This window comes from Aporhodopirellula aestuarii (genome assembly GCF_023701485.1).
In the GTDB taxonomy this organism is placed as follows: Bacteria; Planctomycetota; Planctomycetia; order Pirellulales; family Pirellulaceae; genus Rhodopirellula; species Rhodopirellula aestuarii.
In genome coordinates, this window is the sequence record NZ_JAMQBK010000002.1 from 23486 (window position 1) to 39812 (window position 16327).

Sequence of the window (16327 nt, forward strand, 5' to 3'; positions counted from 1 at the left end):
TTTGGAACGTGATTATCCTAGGACGCTTGGTTCGACTTGCTTCCTGGGACCCACTCCATGACTTCTTTTTTCGATTTTGGACGCCGCGCTGTCATTTATGCATCGGTGTTCACTTTCGCCGTTCTCGCCATTTGTGACAGCCTCCATTCGCAAGACATCACGCGGCGAATGCTCGACCACAGCGATTATGACCTCTGGAACACCCTATCGCGTACAGAAATTTCCAACGACGGGAATTGGATTTTATACACGGTGCAAAGTGGTGAGATTGATGGCGAAGGGACATTGCACGTTCAACATACGACAACGGCCCAAGAGTACGTCGTCGAGCGGGGCGCCGATGCGCAAATCACCCACGACAGCCGGTTCGTGATCTACCGCGTCACACCGGAAAAGAAGAAGGTGAAACAGCTGCGTAAGCAGAAAAAACAACCTGACGAGATGCCTCAGGCGGAACTGCAAATTTTAGAACTCGATTCAGGTGATCTACAAATGCTGCATGGCGTGCGATCCTTTCAGCTGCCTGAAGAGAACGGTGATTGGGTTGCCTGCCTGATGGAGAAGACGAACGACCCCAGCGAAATTGACAAGACCACCGTGAAGGATCGCGAAGTTTATGAGGTCACGCCCGACGGACTGCGACGTCCCGAGAAGAAGCTAAAGCTGAAAAGCCGTGAAGAGGCGACTCGCCAGCGTGGCAAGCTCGAAACCGCTAAGAAAGACAAACGCGAGCACGAAACGGCAGAGACTCCATCAGCCAAACAAGAATCGGAAGTTGAGGAGGATGATCACGAGGAAAAGGAAAAGACCGTCGGCACCGCTCTTCGATTGATCAACCTCAACACCGAGGTACTGCGGACGTTTCCTGCCGTCCGCTCTTTCCAGTTCTCGAAGAATGGAAAGCGGATTGCGTTTGTGACGTCGGTTAAAGTACCTGAGTCAACTGAAACCAAACAATCGAGTGAAATAAAAAAATCACGCGAGCCAAACGAAGCCCCGATCGAACAGAAACCCAAGGGGGCTGCGGACTCAAATTCGGAGGCAACAAATGATCGCGGTCCGATCGACGGTGTTCACATCATCACGCTCAAATCGCTAGATCGCGTCACCATCGCCAGCGGAGTCGGCGAGTACAAAAACTTAGCCTTCAACGAGGATGGCTCCCGCCTGGCGTTCATCAGCAACGCCGACGACTACAAATCAAAAACACCGTCTTGGAATTTATACGCCTGGAACGCAGGTCAGAAGAAAGCAAAGCGAATTGCCAGCGAAGCCGATAAAGAGATCCCTTCGGGATGGTGGATTGCACCTGATTCCGACCAACGTTTCTCGGAAGATGGTCGCCGGTTGTACTTCGAGACCATGCCCATTCCTGATGCGGTCCTGGAAGAACGTCTCGCCAAAACAGAAGGCCGAGAAGTCGAAGATCAAGACGCCGACGATCAAGCCAAACTGGACATCTGGCATTGGCAGGACCCTGAACTTCAACCGCAGCAACTCCTCCAAGCCGAACGCGAACGCAACCGGCGTTATCAAGCCGCCTACATCATCCAATCAAAACGAATGATCCAACTCGAGGACAGTGAAATCCCATCGCTGAGTCTCGACATTCGCTCCCCCGCCAACATTGCGGTCGCGAACACCAAAGTTCCCTATCGCAAAACACTCTCGTGGGAAGTGCCGGGTTACCAAGACGTCTACCTTGTCAATTTGAACTCGGGTCGTCGTGAGCGAGTCCTCGACAAAGTTCGTTGGGACGCGTCGTTGTCACCTCAAGGCAAGTATCTGTTTTGGTTCGATTCCGAGCAAAGAAAGTGGTTCGCCAAGGCGACGCAAGGGAACGACGCCAAAAATATCGAGATCAGCAAAGGAATCAAGTATCCACTATTTGACGAACTCGACGACCGGCCCACTTTGCCGTCTGCCTACGGAGTCGCGGGATGGATGGAAAATGATCGAGCCGTCTTGGTTTACGATTCGCACGACATTTGGAAACTCGATCCAAGCGGCAAAACGAAACCGATGTGTATCACGTTCGGGAAGGGCCGGAAAAATGATCTTCGTTTCCGCTACCTTCGGCTCGATCGCAAAGAGCGTTGCATTGACGCGTCCAAACCTTTGATCTTGAGTGCGTTTCATCGAGGCAGCAAATCAAGTGGCTTCTATGCCCTGGATTGGAACGAACCAAGCCGTGATACGAACGCGAAACACGTGAACGTGGATACCCTGCGTTCGTTGATCATGTTGGACGAGAATCTCTCCGAACTAAAGAAGGCCAAGGAGAGCGACCAAGTCGTGTTCACTCGCAGCACCTTCCGGCGGTTTCCGGATCTTTGGACGAGCACGACCGACTTCGACAAGATTCAACGTGTCAGCGACGCGAACCCACAGCAAGAGAAATACTCCTGGGGCACCGCAGAGTTGACTCACTGGAAAGCTCAGGATGGCCAAGACTTGGACGGGATTCTGCTGAAACCGGATGACTTTGATCCGTCACAGAAATACCCCATGCTCGTTTATTTTTACGAACGCAACTCAGACAATCTGCACAAGTACTACCCACCCGCGGCGGGTCGGTCGATTATCTGTTTTAGCTTTTACGTTAGCCGTGGCTACCTCGTGTTCATTCCGGACATCCCCTACACCACGGGCGAGCCCGGCCAGAGTGCAGCCAATTCCATTTTGCCGGGCGTGGATCATTTGGTTGCCCAAGGTTTCGTTGACAATGACCGAATCGGAATGCAAGGGCATAGTTGGGGCGGCTACCAAACGGCTTACCTCGTGACGCAGACGGATCGGTTCGCGTGTGCGGAAGCTGGGGCGCCGGTAAGTAACATGACCAGCGCGTATGGTGGGATCCGTTGGAGTACCGGCATGAGTCGTATGTTCCAATACGAACGGACTCAAAGCCGGATCGGCGAAGACCTATGGTCCGCACGTGAGAAATACATTGCCAATTCACCGCTCTTCTTCGCCGACAAAATCAACACCCCGTTATTGATCCTGCACAATGATCAAGACGGCGCCGTCCCCTGGTATCAGGGGATCGAACTTTTTGTGGCCCTCCGGCGTCTGGAAAAGCCCGCTTGGATGCTCAATTACAACGGAGATCCTCACTGGGTCATGGGCGAACCCAATCGACGCGACTTTGCAATTCGCATGCAACAGTTCTTTGATCATTATCTCCAAGACGCCCCCGAGCCTGAATGGATGGCGGTCGGAGTTCCTGCTGTCGAGAAGGGAGACAACTTTGGTCTCGACTTACTCGAACCGGCTGATGAGTAGATGGTGGTAAAATACTACTCCCTTCGCAGCGGTCAGAGGCACCACTGACGGACCATCGCCGCATCGATCCGGGTAGAATGCATGGATCAAGCCTGCGTCTGCGAACTTCGCCGGCGCGTCTTCCCTGGACATTCACCGGAAAGGTCGTGCTGTGGACGATCTCCCCCAGCCGCATTTAATTTCGCGATTCCACTTGGTATCTCGAGTGCTGAGTATCGCCGTGATTGCGGTCAGCGGGCTGGTCTTAGCGGGATGGCTGCTGGACGTCGAGACGCTCAAAACGGTCGTTCCGGGACTCGTTGCGATGAACCCCGGCGGTACCGCGTTGGGTTTTCTGTTGGGTGGGGCCGCGTTGTGGGTATTGCGAGAGCCGATCACGCCGAGCCGACAACGACTTGGCATCGGTTTGGCCGGCCTGGTGGTGCTGCTGGCCCTCGTGCGGCTGGCGGGTTACCTTTGGCAGTTCGACCATGGCCCCGATCGCTGGCTATTCTCTGCGAAGCTTGAGTCTTACGCGATACCGAACCGGATGGCGCCCAACACGGCGGCAAGCTTTTTACTGACCGGATTAGCGTTGATGACGCTGAATCTGAAGTTCGCTCAAATATGTCGGCCTGCCGAATGGTTGGCACTGGGCTCGGCGTTGGTGTCGTTGCTGGCGATCATCGGCTATGCCTACAGCTCGGTCAGTTTGATTGGCGTTAAGTCATACATCCCGATGGCGTTGAACACGGCCATCTGCTTTGCGATGTTGAGTGTTGGGATCTTATGCGCTCGTCCCAGTGAAGGGGTGATGGCGATCGTTAGCGACACCGGCGCGGGTGGTGTCATGACGCGGCGATTGTTACCGGCGGCACTCCTGATCCCCTTTCTGGTCGGATGGGTCAGATGGTGGGCACAACAGCTCGGCATTTTCGATCAAGTAATGGGGCTGTCACTTTTCGTGCTAACCAACATCGTGACCTTTAGCCTGCTGATTTGGTGGAATGCGGCTTCGCTGAACCGCACCGATGCCGAGTTACAGAAAGCCAAAGTCGAAGCGGAGGCCGCAAACCATGCCAAGAGCGAGTTTCTGGCAAACATGAGCCACGAAATCCGGACACCCATGAACGGAATCATAGGGATGGCGGAACTTCTCTCCGAAACACCGCTGTCCAACGAACAGAAAGAGTACCTGGGTTTGGTCCAGCAGTCGGCCGATTCATTGCTTCGGCTGCTAAACGACATTCTGGATTTTTCGAAGATTGAGGCGGGTCGTTTGGAGCTCGAGCATATCGACTTCGAACTGCGTGATTGCATCGGAAACGCCATCAAACTGTTCACATTGAAAGCCGACGACAAAGGAATCGAATTGGCCGGCCGTATCGATCCGACGATTCCTAATAGGCTGGTCGGAGATCCAGGACGTTTGCGCCAAATCATCGTCAACTTTGTTGGCAACGCGATGAAGTTCACCGAGCGAGGTGAAATTGTCGTCGACGTCAATCCGGAGGAGCTATCGCCGGACCTTGCGGTGCTACACATCAGTGTCCGCGACACCGGGATTGGAATCCCCGCAGAGAAACAGCAGCTAGTATTTCAGGCGTTCTCGCAGGTCGATACATCGACGACCAGGCGGTTCGGTGGCACGGGATTGGGTTTGACGATCTCGGCGAGATTGATCGAAATGATGGGCGGTCGTGTTTGGCTAGAAAGTGAACTCGGCGTCGGGTCGACATTCCATTTCATCATTCACCTCGGCGTGTCCGAAGACCAAACCATCCGACGACGAGCCGAGTTGTCCAGGCTCGCCGGAACGCGGGTGCTGGTGGTGGACGATAATTCGACCAACCGGCGAATCCTGCGAGAAACTCTCACGCAGTGGAAGATGGAGCCGGTGTTAGCGGCCAACGGCAATCAGGCATTGCAAGCGATCGCCGACGCGGAACAGAAAGGGCTTCCGTTTGAGCTCATTCTATTGGACTACCAGATGCCCGAAATGAATGGGCTGGAGTTCGCTGAGCAACTCAGCTCGAGCACGGACATCACTCATAGCCCTATCGTCATGCTCTCGTCAGCGGTCGGCGGCTTGAATTCACCACGGTTGCGACAATGCGGTATCGCTCGCTACATGACCAAGCCAGTCATCTCGTCTGAGTTGTTGGATGCGGTGTTGGACACCATGGGGGTTTCCACCCCAGAAGTTGCTCCGGAGCCGGAACACGGGCAGATTTCGAGCGAGCCACCGCGGAAGATTTTGCTCGCCGAAGACGGTCTGGTGAACCAACGTGTGGCGATCGGTTTTTTAGAAAAGTGGGGGCACCGTGTGGTGTTGGCCCGCAACGGGCAAGAGGCGGTCGAGGCGATCCAACGGGAGCCCTTCGATTTGGTGTTAATGGATATTCAGATGCCGGAATTGAATGGCTACCAAGCGACGAAGGCCATCCGCGAACTGGAGGCCGGCACCGACACGCACCGTTTCATCGTTGCGATGACGGCAGAGGCGATGAAGGGGGACCGCGAAAAATGTCTCGAGGCCGGAATGGACTCCTACGTTTCCAAACCGTTCGATCCCGTGGATTTGCAACGGGTAATCTCGCAGGCGCCGGCTCAAGTGTTATCGGGGCAAGATTTGATATCGCAAGCCGACGTCGTTCCCGTATCCGAACCGAAGTTGGAGACGTCGCAAGTGCCTTCGAGTGTCGACGGCGACGGCGAAACGGACAACAAACTCCTTGACTGGTCGCGCACACTCCACGAGACCGGAGACGACGAGAACATGGCGATGGAGCTTGCCCAAGTGTACGTCGGTGAAGCAAGAAAGCTGATTGCTGACATGCGCAGCGCCCTGAAAACGGGTGATGCAGAACTGCTGCAACGCAGTGCTCACACGCTGAAGGGATCATCGAATTATTTTGGCGCCCATAAGATCGTGAAAATGGCGAAGTGCCTCGAGCAGCAGGCGAAAGAAGCTGATTTCACCGACGCCGCCGAACGACTCGATGTCCTGGCTGACGATTCGTTGCGTCTGGCCGAAGAAATCAAGCAAAAGACCAACAACGATGGGACCGGACCACCCACCTAACTGGACAGTGTCGCTTTTTACCTGAGCACGTAGGCTGGAGTGTTTCGGTATATCGGCCATTTGATGCTAATGCCAAGCCGGATCTTCGGTCGCAAATCGATTGATATTGAAAATCACAGACTGTATTTCGAGCAAATCAGGTTGATGTGGATACGGCAGGGTTTTTCGCGACCTCGGTCCGGCCTACGCAATATCCGGGCTAGGGTTGTCGGCTCATTGATTTTTGCGAAACGATTAACTCGACAGCCCGCAAGCCGTCCGGTATCCCGGGACCGGACGGCTTGCGCCGTTCCGCTAAAATTTGAATGCGGGCGTCACTCGGTTTCGGAGCCCCACAGAAATCCTGCTAGATGAGAGTCGAAAACGCCAATGCGTCTGCCAGAACGCGGTCCACCGTCTGGCAATGGGTGGCACGAATGGCACTGTCATACGGATTAACTGACGAAGGTGTCATTGCCACTCATCCCACCAACCGAACCATGATTGGGCATTCCTGCTGGAAGCCGTGGTCAGCGAGCTAACGCCTTTTCAAACTCGACGCGGAATCGCTCAAAGGCTTCGATTTGGGGCATGTGGCCAAGCCCTTCCAGCTCATACAGTTCACCGTTCTCGATTTCCGCGGCAGTCTCCTTACCGAGATTTTGATACTGGCCTAGTTCCCGTTCCACTCCCGTCTTCATCCAGCCACGTCCCGGCCCGGTTCGATCGCGGGTGCCGATGATCAGTCGCGTGGGAACCGCGAGGTCGGCCCATTCATTGCAAACGGGTTGTGAGAAGATCATGTCGTAGGTCATCGCATTGTTCCACGCGACCCGCTCCCAGTCCGGCCCATTCATCCAGCCGACGTGAATCGCCATCAAAGCGTCGTAAGCCGGCTCCCATTTGCCATCGTAATAGTTTTTCAACTGATACGCTTTGATATCAGCGGGCGTTTTTTTGACTTCGTTCTGATAGAAGAATTGAATGTCCTTGTACTGCACGAATTGGAGATAGTCCTCCAAACCGATCGGATTGACCAAAATCAATCGCTCGACATCGGGCTGGAACATCAGCGTGTACCGAGTTGCCAACATGCCGCCCATCGAGTGCCCGACGATGATCGGTTTTTCGATCCCAAGTTTCTCGATTAATTGCCGCGTGTTCTGAGCCAATTGAGGAAAACCGAATTGGTAGTACGCAGGCTTGGACGATTTGCCAAACCCGATCTGATCAGGAATTAAGACTGAGTAACCCTTCGATTGCAAGAACTTCGCTGTCTGCTCCCAGTACGATCCGGAGAAATTCTTGCCGTGCAGCAAGACGACTGTTGGCATCCCGTCAGATCCCTTCAGATGCATATACGCCATCTGCAAGGTCTGTCGCTGCGAAGTGAATTCAAACGTCCCAACGGGGAACGGATAGGAATACCCATCCAGTTGAGCATCAAATGCAGGCGTTTCTTGAGCAACTGCGGCTACCGACGTGAAAACCATCGCGAATAAACTGGCAAGCACGCATCGGGCACTTTGTTTCATTTGACATTCCTTGTTTGCTATACGTTCGTACGATTGGAACGCAGAAGTGACTTATGTGGAAAACAGCGTTTGAGATACTGACTGCGACATGCAACGAGTTCATCTCAACGTTTCTAAGCAGAGTAGTAACCCGGCAAATCCGTGTTCCATTTGGCGAGCCCACGCAGCAAAACTTTGCCCCCGTTTGCGTTGATTGTCTGATCTGCACTACGAAAATGTTGTCTGGACCTGTCATCCATCCGCTTTTTCAACGGATATTCCCCAACAAGTCTGCCCGGGGGAGCGAGGAGGTCCTCACTGGCCGATGACCGAACGTCCACCCGTTTTGTTGTCACGCTGAGCATGTCTCCGCTCATCTTGGTCGTTTGCAACTTTCGCACCTCTGTCCCTTTTTAAACGTTGACCTAGCGAACCGCATTAGCCGTAGCCAACAAAGGAAACAATGGCGTATTGATTGACTCAAGCCCCTGTACTTAACAGACAATTCACAACCCAACGCGTTTTTGAGCAGATCGCCGGCTATACGGTTGCGTTACGAGTAGTCACGTCTGTCTAGAAAACCGGGAGGCGACTCACGAAAGCCGCGACGACACACGCCATGCCTTCCGCACTTGTGCTACTTGGTACTGCCATCGACCATGGACTTGTGTCCATGGCTTGCGCATGCCATGCCTTCGGCACTCAGTTCGCAGGCGAGGTCAGCTCTATACTGGTCGCGTGTTTGACAACAACAAACACATCTGCTGCCGTGCTAGAATTTCATGTTCGCCGTCTTGATGCGACCCACATGAACACGATCGCCAGCTCAGGCAAAGTCATTTGGTTCGCGAATGAAAACGACTTTCGATAAAGCCAACATGAAATACGCCATCACGCTCCTCACCGTGGTACTGCTCGGATTTCCGTCGTCGTTGCACGCTGGGGAAACGATCCGAACCGAAATCCTCATCGTGGGCGGCACCGAGTCCGGTTGGGCGGCAGCGATTCAGGCGGCGCGAATGGGGTGCGAGTCGATCACGATCGTGCATGACGGTCGATGGCTCGGAGGGCAATACACCGAACAGGGCCTCGCATGCGTGGATGAGAGCAAGGGGCCAGGCAAAGTGGGCTGGGGACCAGCGTGGCATCCGATGAAGCGATCGTTTCATCGCTTCGGTCTCTTCAAAGAATTGATGGATCGCATCGAGGCCTTCAACACGACGAAATACGGTTCGCCGATGCCGGGTAAACCGATGCACGGGCCGACCACTTTTCGCCCCGCGGAGGCAGAGGCGATTTTTCGTGACATGCTCCAGCCTTACATCGCGAGCGGGCAGGTGACGCTCAAGCTGAATCACCTACCCATTGCGGCGTTGACCTCGGCGAATGCGGTCACCGGCATGACGTTTCGCTCGGAGGAAGGTAAGACGCTGGAGGTGCAGGCCGCCATCACCATCGACGCGAGCGATTGGGGCGACGTCGTGCAGCTCAGCGGCGCCGAATTCGAAGTCGGTCCGGATCCAAAGTCACGCTACGGCGAGCCCAGCGCTCAAGCCGACACGTCCGTCAATCCACCCAACGAGATGAATCCCATCACCTGGACACTCATCGTGGAGGAAGGGGAAGACGACTCGCCGATCGCGGCCCCTCCGGGGTACGACGAGCGCAGTTACTTCCGCTGCACCTCGTTCGGACGTCAAGACGCCATGAAGTTGAAGTGGGAACAACGGGTCAAAGCGGGCAACAACTCGCCGTGGCCCGCCAAGGGCACCGAAAGCCGACGCCAGGGAACTGTTCTCACCATGCGTCGCCTCGTGGAAGGCACCACGAGCACCGACGGTATTACCTCGGCACTGATTTGCTATGCGAACGGCCAAGACTACCCGCTCGAGCGTCTACCACGGCATGTATGCGACGCGTTGGAGGCTACGGAACCAGGCGCGTCAATGAAGAACATTGTTTTAATGACACGCGAGCAACGCCAGATCGTTTTCGAGAACTGCAAGGCACACTCCCTCGGCCTGCTGCATCATTTGCAAACGACCGTTCATGATCGCGCAGCAGATAAGGCGAACAGCCTGCGTCATTTCCATCTCAGTACCGAGTTTGGCACGCCTGATCGTCTGCCGATGAAACCCTACATCCGCGAGAGCCTGCGTCTCAAATCACTCTACATGATCCGTGAGCAGGACGGCCTGACCCGAGGGAAAACGGCCAAGAATGCGAAGGAATCCTTCGCCCACATCATGTATCCCGATAGCGTCTTCGCGTGGCAGTTCCACTACGACTTCCATGATACCGGGCGGACGTATCTGAAGGATGAGGGCGATACCGGCCCGTGGACTCACTACGAAAAGCCGGGGCGTGGCGTGCACAATCTCAGCGACCGCAGCGTCTTTCCGCTTCGCAGCCTGATCCCCGTAAAGATGGATGGTTTGATCGGTGCACAAGGGAACGTGGGCTTCAGCAGCATCGTCAGCAGCGCCATTCGCCTGCACGATCATCGCGTGCATATTGGTCAAGCCGCCGGTGCGCTCGCCATGGTCGCCTTGCATCATCAAAGCCAGCCGCGTGATCTCGCGTGGAGCCGTGAACGACTCGAAGAAATCCAACACGCGATTTGCGGCGGCACCGAGACCACCCCCATGCTGCTCTGGCCCTGGCGTGATCTGCCCGCCGATCACGCCGCCTTTGTCGCGATCAACCGATTGAGTGCCCGCGGCCTCATCCCCACCGAACGTGACAAAGTCGACTTTCGTCCCGATGCGCCAGCGGAAAAAGCCTGGCGTGATGAAGTGCTTACGCGATGCAGCGGCTATGATTTTGAGCTGCGCGTCGGTGAAGAGCTCACGCGAGGCGAATTTGCTCATAGACTTTGGAACGCGATCCAAGACCAGCCCGCACCGGCTTGGCAACGCCATGAAAGCAACGACGCCGACGCAGATGGCGTTCACGACCTGGATGATCCCCAACCGTTTGGTGCATGGGAGTGGTGATTAGGAGACTTTCATCGAGTCAATGTCGACAAACACCTGATCCAGCTCCTTCTTGAAAAGGTCGCCGATGAGCAGATCAGTGACGCTGCCTTGGTGATGCGGGAAGCGACGAATAAATTCCCCGAAACTGAAGCCGTCGTAGTATTCGCAAACCAGTCGCCGCATTCGGTTCATTCCCTCGACATACTCCGCTTCCCATTTGCCGATCTGCGACCGAGACGTGTCACCGATTCGCAGACCTTCGACAATCGCATCGGCGGCAAGCTCTCCCGACTTCATCGCCAGCAGCACTCCCGATGAGTAAAGCGGGTCGAGAAATCCGAACGCGTCACCGACCAACACCCAACCATCTCCAGCGGCTTGTTTGGCACTGGAAGTGTAGTCCTTCGTCGCCTTGACCGGGGCAACTTGTTTGGCGCCAGCCACCCGTTCTTTGACGACGGGGCAGTTTTCCATTTCTTCGAAATAGGTGGACTCGTTGCTATCCCGGCCTTTGAACAAGTAGTCGAAGTCTGCCACCACACCGATGCTGACGAGGTCATCGTGCATCGGGATGTACCAGAACCAACCTTTCCTGTTTTGCAAACTCAGGACGATCGTCGCCCCTTCGTCCTTGCCTTGATCCCGATCGGCCCCCTCATAGTATGTCCAGAGTGCTCCCTTATTCAGCTGCGTATCGGGGACTCGCAGTCGGAACTTGTTGATCAGCATGGAACTCTGTCCGCTGGCGTCGATAACCACATCGGCTCGAACTTCTCTTTGGTTCCCGGCTTCATCCACAATCTGTACGCCGACAGCCTTGTCACCCTCGAACAAGACGTCGAGAACCCGTACTCCCTCATTAACGACGACGCCATGTTCCTCGGCATTATTGAGCATCATGACGTCGAATTCGCTCCGGCGAATTTGCCACGTCTGCGAACATTCGTGCGGTTTGTTGTCATGAAAGTAGAACGGCGCCGAAATCCTGCCCGACGGACTCACAAACTGAACGCTGTGTTTTTTGACAAAGTGGCTCGACTTCATCTTGTCGAGCATCCCGAGCCGTTTGAGCACCCAATAGGTTTCCGGAATTAGCGACTCGCCGATGTGATAGCGTGGAAACCGCTCTCGCTCGAATAGTTCCACACGATAGTCCTGCTGAGCGATCAATGTCGAAGCGGTCGCACCGGCTGGACCGCCACCAATCACAACGACATCAAGATCCTGGTTACCCGCCATCGTTTTATCCGTGCTGAAGTTTGATGTATTGAAAATGCGTTCACCGTTACTCATCGGCGACCGATAGATGACTGGGATTCTCGTGGGGTTGGCGGGCCTGTCGGAGCAAGTCGGCCAACTGACGCAAATCCTTCTTCTTCAGGTGCCCCAACTGCTGTTGATGACATTCCTGGACAGCATCGTGAATTTCGTCAAGCAGCGTTACGCCCTTCTTAGAGATCCGGACTTCGACCACGCGGCGGTTCTCAGGCTTCCGCTCGCGATTGAGAAGTTCGCGTCGTTCTAAACGATCGAGCAGACGCGTCATGTCGGGGGCACGCGATATCAGCCGACTCCCCAGCACCAACGTCGGCATCGCGTCCGGATAAATCGACTGCAACAACCTGAGCGCGTTGTACTGTTGGGCGGACAAACCGACTCGACCGAACACGTCATCCTCCAACGTCTTGAGGCGATCATACGTCCGCCACAGGTTCAAGAAGACTTCTTGTTCCAACGAATCGTAAGTTCGTTTCGTCGGCGTCACCGCGGTGCGGGTCGATGTTTTGGCCATGGTTCGAAATTACTCGTCGCAACAACTATCGTCAAGACAAGTGTTATGTCGACACGTATGGACGCGTGTGCGCCGTGAATCGATGAGAGCTGGATTTCAATGACGTGACCGGACGGTTGCATCAAAACTTCGAGACATCGAAACGGCCGGACCTCTTAGGCAGGCATCGCACGGGCAACTTGCGTGCAGCTTCCGGCAGAGCCTATCATTGCAACTTGACGCAGATATCTGCATCGCTCGGATCTTGAGCACACGTACGGCTGCTTCCGATTTCGTTTTCCAACTTCCGTGGATTCCATCCGCGATGAATGAATCGCACGCTCACAATCGATGGCGAATCGCTTTTCGAGGTTTCGTGATTTGGCTGATGCTGATCGCCGCGGAAATCTTCCACGGTGTTTTTCGAACAATCGCACTCATGCCTTTGATAGGCGAATTCCGATCCAATCAACTGGGTGTTTTCAGCGGATCGTTGATCATCCTGCTCATCGCGTCGATAACGATTCGATGGATCGGCGCTCGCCGAAGTAATGAACTGCTAATGATTGGTTTGCTCTGGCTGGTGTTGACGGTTGCCTTCGAGGTGTTGTTTGGTCGGTTCGCGATGGGACTGACATGGGAACGCATTGCGTCAGACTACAACCTGTTCAAGGGAGGGCTGATGCCTCTCGGTCTGCTAACACTCTTCTTCAGCCCGATGATTGCGGCAAAAGTCCGAAGCTCGATCGATCGGCATAAAGTTCGGTGAAACGCGTGACATTCAGTGTGCGTTTTCGCACCTAAAGAAGGACACAAACAGCGGCTGGTCCAGGCCGTTTCGCGGTGGTCCTCGCCACCCCCTTCTCCACTACAGGTGCACGCATGGCCCGTTTTATGAATCGTTGGGTTCGACGCTCCCCCTCCCCCCAAAGTTCGACACCATTGAAAAGCAATGGTCGCAAACGCAAATCAACGCGTCGACGACTCCGTCCCGAGACGCTAGAGAATCGACAATTGATGGCGGCTAACATCTTTCACAACGAAGCGATGCCCGAAGACGTCAACGAAGACGGGATCGTTTCAGCCGTTGACGCGTTAACGATTATCAATCAAATCAATCAAGCGGACAGCAGTGGGGCGGGCGAACCCGGGTCGCAGCAACGAGGCAGCGGACGGATGACCGACGTCAACAACGACGGCCGCGACAGTGCACTGGATGCCTTAATGGTGATCAATCGTCTCAATCGCGGGGACGACGGATTGCGAAATCCCGTTGACAACCCCGACACGTCTCTTGATCTACCGAGCGAAGATTCACCCACTGATTCAGCCGACGACAGTGATCTACCCACATTTGAAAGCGATTCCGATGTGGTACTCCAATGGAACGATCTTTTTGGTGAAATCCTGGCAAGCAGCGTCGAGAATCAGAATCCCGGTTACGCGTCGCGGTCGATGGCGATGTTGAACGTCGCCATCTTCGACGCCGTTGCCCTCGCTACCGATGGTGCCGACGCGAATACCTTCTACGACTATGCGATCGACTTCCGCGGCAGCACTGACAACGTCACGACGGAAATCGTGGCCTCTCAAGCGGCATACACTGTTCTCAGCGGACTCTACCCAGACCAGCAGGATACTCTCGACTCGTTCCTAGCAGCGAGCCTCGCAAACTACCGCAGTGGTGACAACACCTCCGACAGCATCGCGTTGGGTACCGAAATCGGCAACGAGATCCTCGCGAGCCGCGCCGACGACGGTTCCGACGAAATCGTTCAATACACCTACTCAGATGAAGTCGGCTCGTTCCAAGCTGATCCACTCAACCCCGACGTCCCGGTGTGGGGACCGGGCTGGGGAGAGGTGGACACGTTCGCGATCAGTTCCAGCGACGATTATCTACCTGAAACCACTCCGGCTCTGACCAGCGAGGAGTACGCCGCCTCCTACAACGAAGTCAAAGAACTCGGTGCGGCCGACAGCACCGTCAGAACGGAGGATCAAACGGAAGCCGGCCTTTTCTGGGCGTACGACCGTGAAGGCTTGGGAACGCCATTGGCACTTTACAACGATGTGCTCTTAACGATCGCTGTCCAACAAGGGAACACGCTCGAGGAAAACGCGGCGTTGTTCGCCCAGGCATCCGTAGCGATGGCCGACGCGGCGATTGTGGCATGGGACACCAAATTCAGCGAAGAGTTTTGGAGACCCGTCACGGCGATTCAATCCGGCGACATCGACGGCAACGGGCTCACAGAAGGCGACGCCGACTGGACCGCATTGGGAGCTCCCGATGGAGGCGACGATGAGATCGGATTCACACCTCAGTTCCCAACCTATATTTCCGGACACGCGACGTTCGGCGGCGCCCTCTTCGGGACGCTTCAGGAGTTCTACGGAACCGATGACATTTCCTTCGAGTTGACATCGAGGGAGCTGGAGATCTTGCTCGAAAATCCTGAGCTACAAGACGCCTACGGAATCAGCCTTGACGATGCAACTCGCACGTTCAGTTCGTTCAGCGAAGCGATGGCTGAAAACGGCCGCAGTCGTGTGTACTTAGGTATCCATTTCGACTTCGACGATCTCGTCGGTCAAGCAGTCGGGCAAACCGTTGCCGCGACCGTTGCATCCGAATTCGCGGCTTTGACCGGCGCCGACTCAGGAAGCGATACGGGAGGCGGAGGCTTCGCCGACAACAACCAAGGTGGAAACGGAAACGTAGGAAACAACGACGGAGGTGATCGCAGGGGGAACGAAAGGGACACAAATAATAGTGACTCCCCACGTTCCACCACCTCTTCTCGTGCTCTGGCGACGACTCCACTCGATACCACTCTCGATGACGCGGATCTCGAGCTGTTCGATCAGAGCCAAACGGCCAACCAAGTGAATTCCAGCGCGACGGCAGCATCACGCTCGACATCCAATAGCCAATCGGAAATCCAAAGCCCAGAACTGGATGCGTCGGGCCTTCGTCAGGATGAATTGTCCGGGCGGGATTCGCTCGAACAACGGTTGGCTATGATCGATTCCATCTTCACGGAAAATCGATTTTAGTTCTTGTTCAGCAGTCTAAATGGGGGTGAGACCGGACGGCTTGCGGGCTGTTGTTTTAATGAGCCGACGGCGCTGTCCGCGGGCCTAACGGTGAGAACACGGTCATTGGAGGCCCGCAGCTCGCGTTGCCGGCTCACGAAACTTTTCGAAACAACTAAACCGATAGCCGGCTTGGGCCGTTCCGCTACATTTGAAGTCCCGCAGAAATTAAATCGACGCCCTGAGCAATGACAGATGCCGTTCCCGGTAGTTCCTTCGTAAGCACACGCCCGCGTTTGGTGTCGTCGCGTTGCGACTTGCATTAATTTGTCTTCCCAAACTACGGACTCACGTCCGTGGCTTTTGGATGTCATCACGATCGTGACTAATTTCCCGAAACACTGGATCCAACTAAACACAAAAGAAACAGCGACACGTCTTGTCCATGATGAATTTTTGGCAGGCAAGCGATAGCCTTGTTTGAACGTAGACACCATGTACGGTCATAGCGACGAGTTCGCATTCCACGTCGCCAAAAATCTCCTTCACATCCGCGATTTGCAAGCCACACTCTTGCATCTATGCGGCGACCACGAGCGATTCACACATCGTCATCAAGGTCTCGACTTCAAACGAACCGATGTCGAACTAGCAAGTGTTGTCAATAGCATCTTGGCCTGATTCACAGCGTTATCCG

General features: G+C 54.9%; 9 protein-coding genes. 6 read left to right on the forward strand and 3 right to left on the reverse strand.

Annotated features, from left to right (window positions below; genetic code table 11):
* Positions 1–57 precede the first annotated feature (57 nt).
* Both NB063_RS00480 and NB063_RS00485 read left to right on the forward strand, forming a co-directional pair.
* Positions 58–3285, forward strand: coding sequence for a S9 family peptidase (locus NB063_RS00480; protein WP_250926763.1), 3228 nt, complete (start codon positions 58–60; stop codon positions 3283–3285).
* 151 nt (positions 3286–3436) lie between these two features.
* On the forward strand, positions 3437–6349 hold the full coding sequence (locus NB063_RS00485; protein ID WP_250926764.1) for a response regulator: 2913 nt from the start codon (positions 3437–3439) through the stop codon (positions 6347–6349).
* A 509-nt stretch (positions 6350–6858) separates the two neighbouring features.
* Here NB063_RS00485 and NB063_RS00490 read toward each other — a convergent pair.
* The gene (locus NB063_RS00490; protein WP_250926765.1) at positions 6859–7863 is read right to left on the reverse strand and encodes an alpha/beta fold hydrolase; all 1005 of its coding nucleotides are present in this window, start codon (positions 7861–7863) and stop codon (positions 6859–6861) included.
* Positions 7864–8693: 830 nt separating this feature from the next.
* On the opposite strand from NB063_RS00490, the gene NB063_RS00495 reads away from it, so the two are divergent.
* Positions 8694–10838, forward strand: coding sequence for an FAD-dependent oxidoreductase (locus NB063_RS00495; protein ID WP_250926766.1), 2145 nt, complete (start codon positions 8694–8696; stop codon positions 10836–10838).
* Here NB063_RS00495 and NB063_RS00500 read toward each other — a convergent pair whose 3' ends face one another.
* On the reverse strand, positions 10839–12113 hold the full coding sequence (locus NB063_RS00500) for an NAD(P)/FAD-dependent oxidoreductase (protein WP_250926767.1): 1275 nt from the start codon (positions 12111–12113) through the stop codon (positions 10839–10841).
* Positions 12106–12612 carry a MarR family winged helix-turn-helix transcriptional regulator gene (locus NB063_RS00505; RefSeq protein WP_250926768.1) on the reverse strand — a complete coding sequence of 169 codons (507 nt, stop codon included), beginning with the start codon at positions 12610–12612 and terminating at the stop codon, positions 12106–12108. Before NB063_RS00505 ends, NB063_RS00500 begins: the two co-directional genes overlap by 8 nt.
* A gap of 304 nt (positions 12613–12916) precedes the next feature.
* Between NB063_RS00505 and NB063_RS00510 the strand changes: the two genes are divergently transcribed.
* From NB063_RS00510 to NB063_RS00520, 3 genes are all read left to right on the forward strand, one after another.
* Positions 12917–13360, forward strand: a complete 444-nt coding sequence (locus NB063_RS00510) for a hypothetical protein (protein WP_250926769.1) — start codon at positions 12917–12919, stop codon at positions 13358–13360.
* A 113-nt stretch (positions 13361–13473) separates the two neighbouring features.
* Positions 13474–15651 carry a dockerin type I domain-containing protein gene (locus NB063_RS00515; protein ID WP_407652516.1) on the forward strand — a complete coding sequence of 726 codons (2178 nt, stop codon included), beginning with the start codon at positions 13474–13476 and terminating at the stop codon, positions 15649–15651.
* Between the two features lie 474 nt (positions 15652–16125).
* Complete coding sequence (locus NB063_RS00520) at positions 16126–16311, forward strand: DUF1501 domain-containing protein (RefSeq protein ID WP_250926770.1); 186 nt, start codon at positions 16126–16128, stop codon at positions 16309–16311.
* The last annotated feature ends 16 nt before the right edge of the window (positions 16312–16327 follow it).

Excerpts from the sequence above, each read along its gene's own strand:
- NB063_RS00480 (WP_250926763.1), top strand. The coding sequence starts at position 58 with ATGACTTCTTTTTTCGATTTTGGACGCCGCGCTGTCATTTATGCATCG.
- NB063_RS00490 (WP_250926765.1), bottom strand. The coding sequence starts at position 7,863 with ATGAAACAAAGTGCCCGATGCGTGCTTGCCAGTTTATTCGCGATGGTT.
- NB063_RS00495 (WP_250926766.1), top strand. The coding sequence starts at position 8,694 with ATGAAAACGACTTTCGATAAAGCCAACATGAAATACGCCATCACGCTC.
- NB063_RS00500 (WP_250926767.1), bottom strand. The coding sequence starts at position 12,113 with ATGAGTAACGGTGAACGCATTTTCAATACATCAAACTTCAGCACGGAT.
- NB063_RS00505 (WP_250926768.1), bottom strand. The coding sequence starts at position 12,612 with ATGGCCAAAACATCGACCCGCACCGCGGTGACGCCGACGAAACGAACT.
- NB063_RS00510 (WP_250926769.1), top strand. The coding sequence starts at position 12,917 with ATGAATGAATCGCACGCTCACAATCGATGGCGAATCGCTTTTCGAGGT.
- NB063_RS00515 (WP_407652516.1), top strand. The coding sequence starts at position 13,474 with ATGGCCCGTTTTATGAATCGTTGGGTTCGACGCTCCCCCTCCCCCCAA.
- NB063_RS00520 (WP_250926770.1), top strand. The coding sequence starts at position 16,126 with ATGTACGGTCATAGCGACGAGTTCGCATTCCACGTCGCCAAAAATCTC.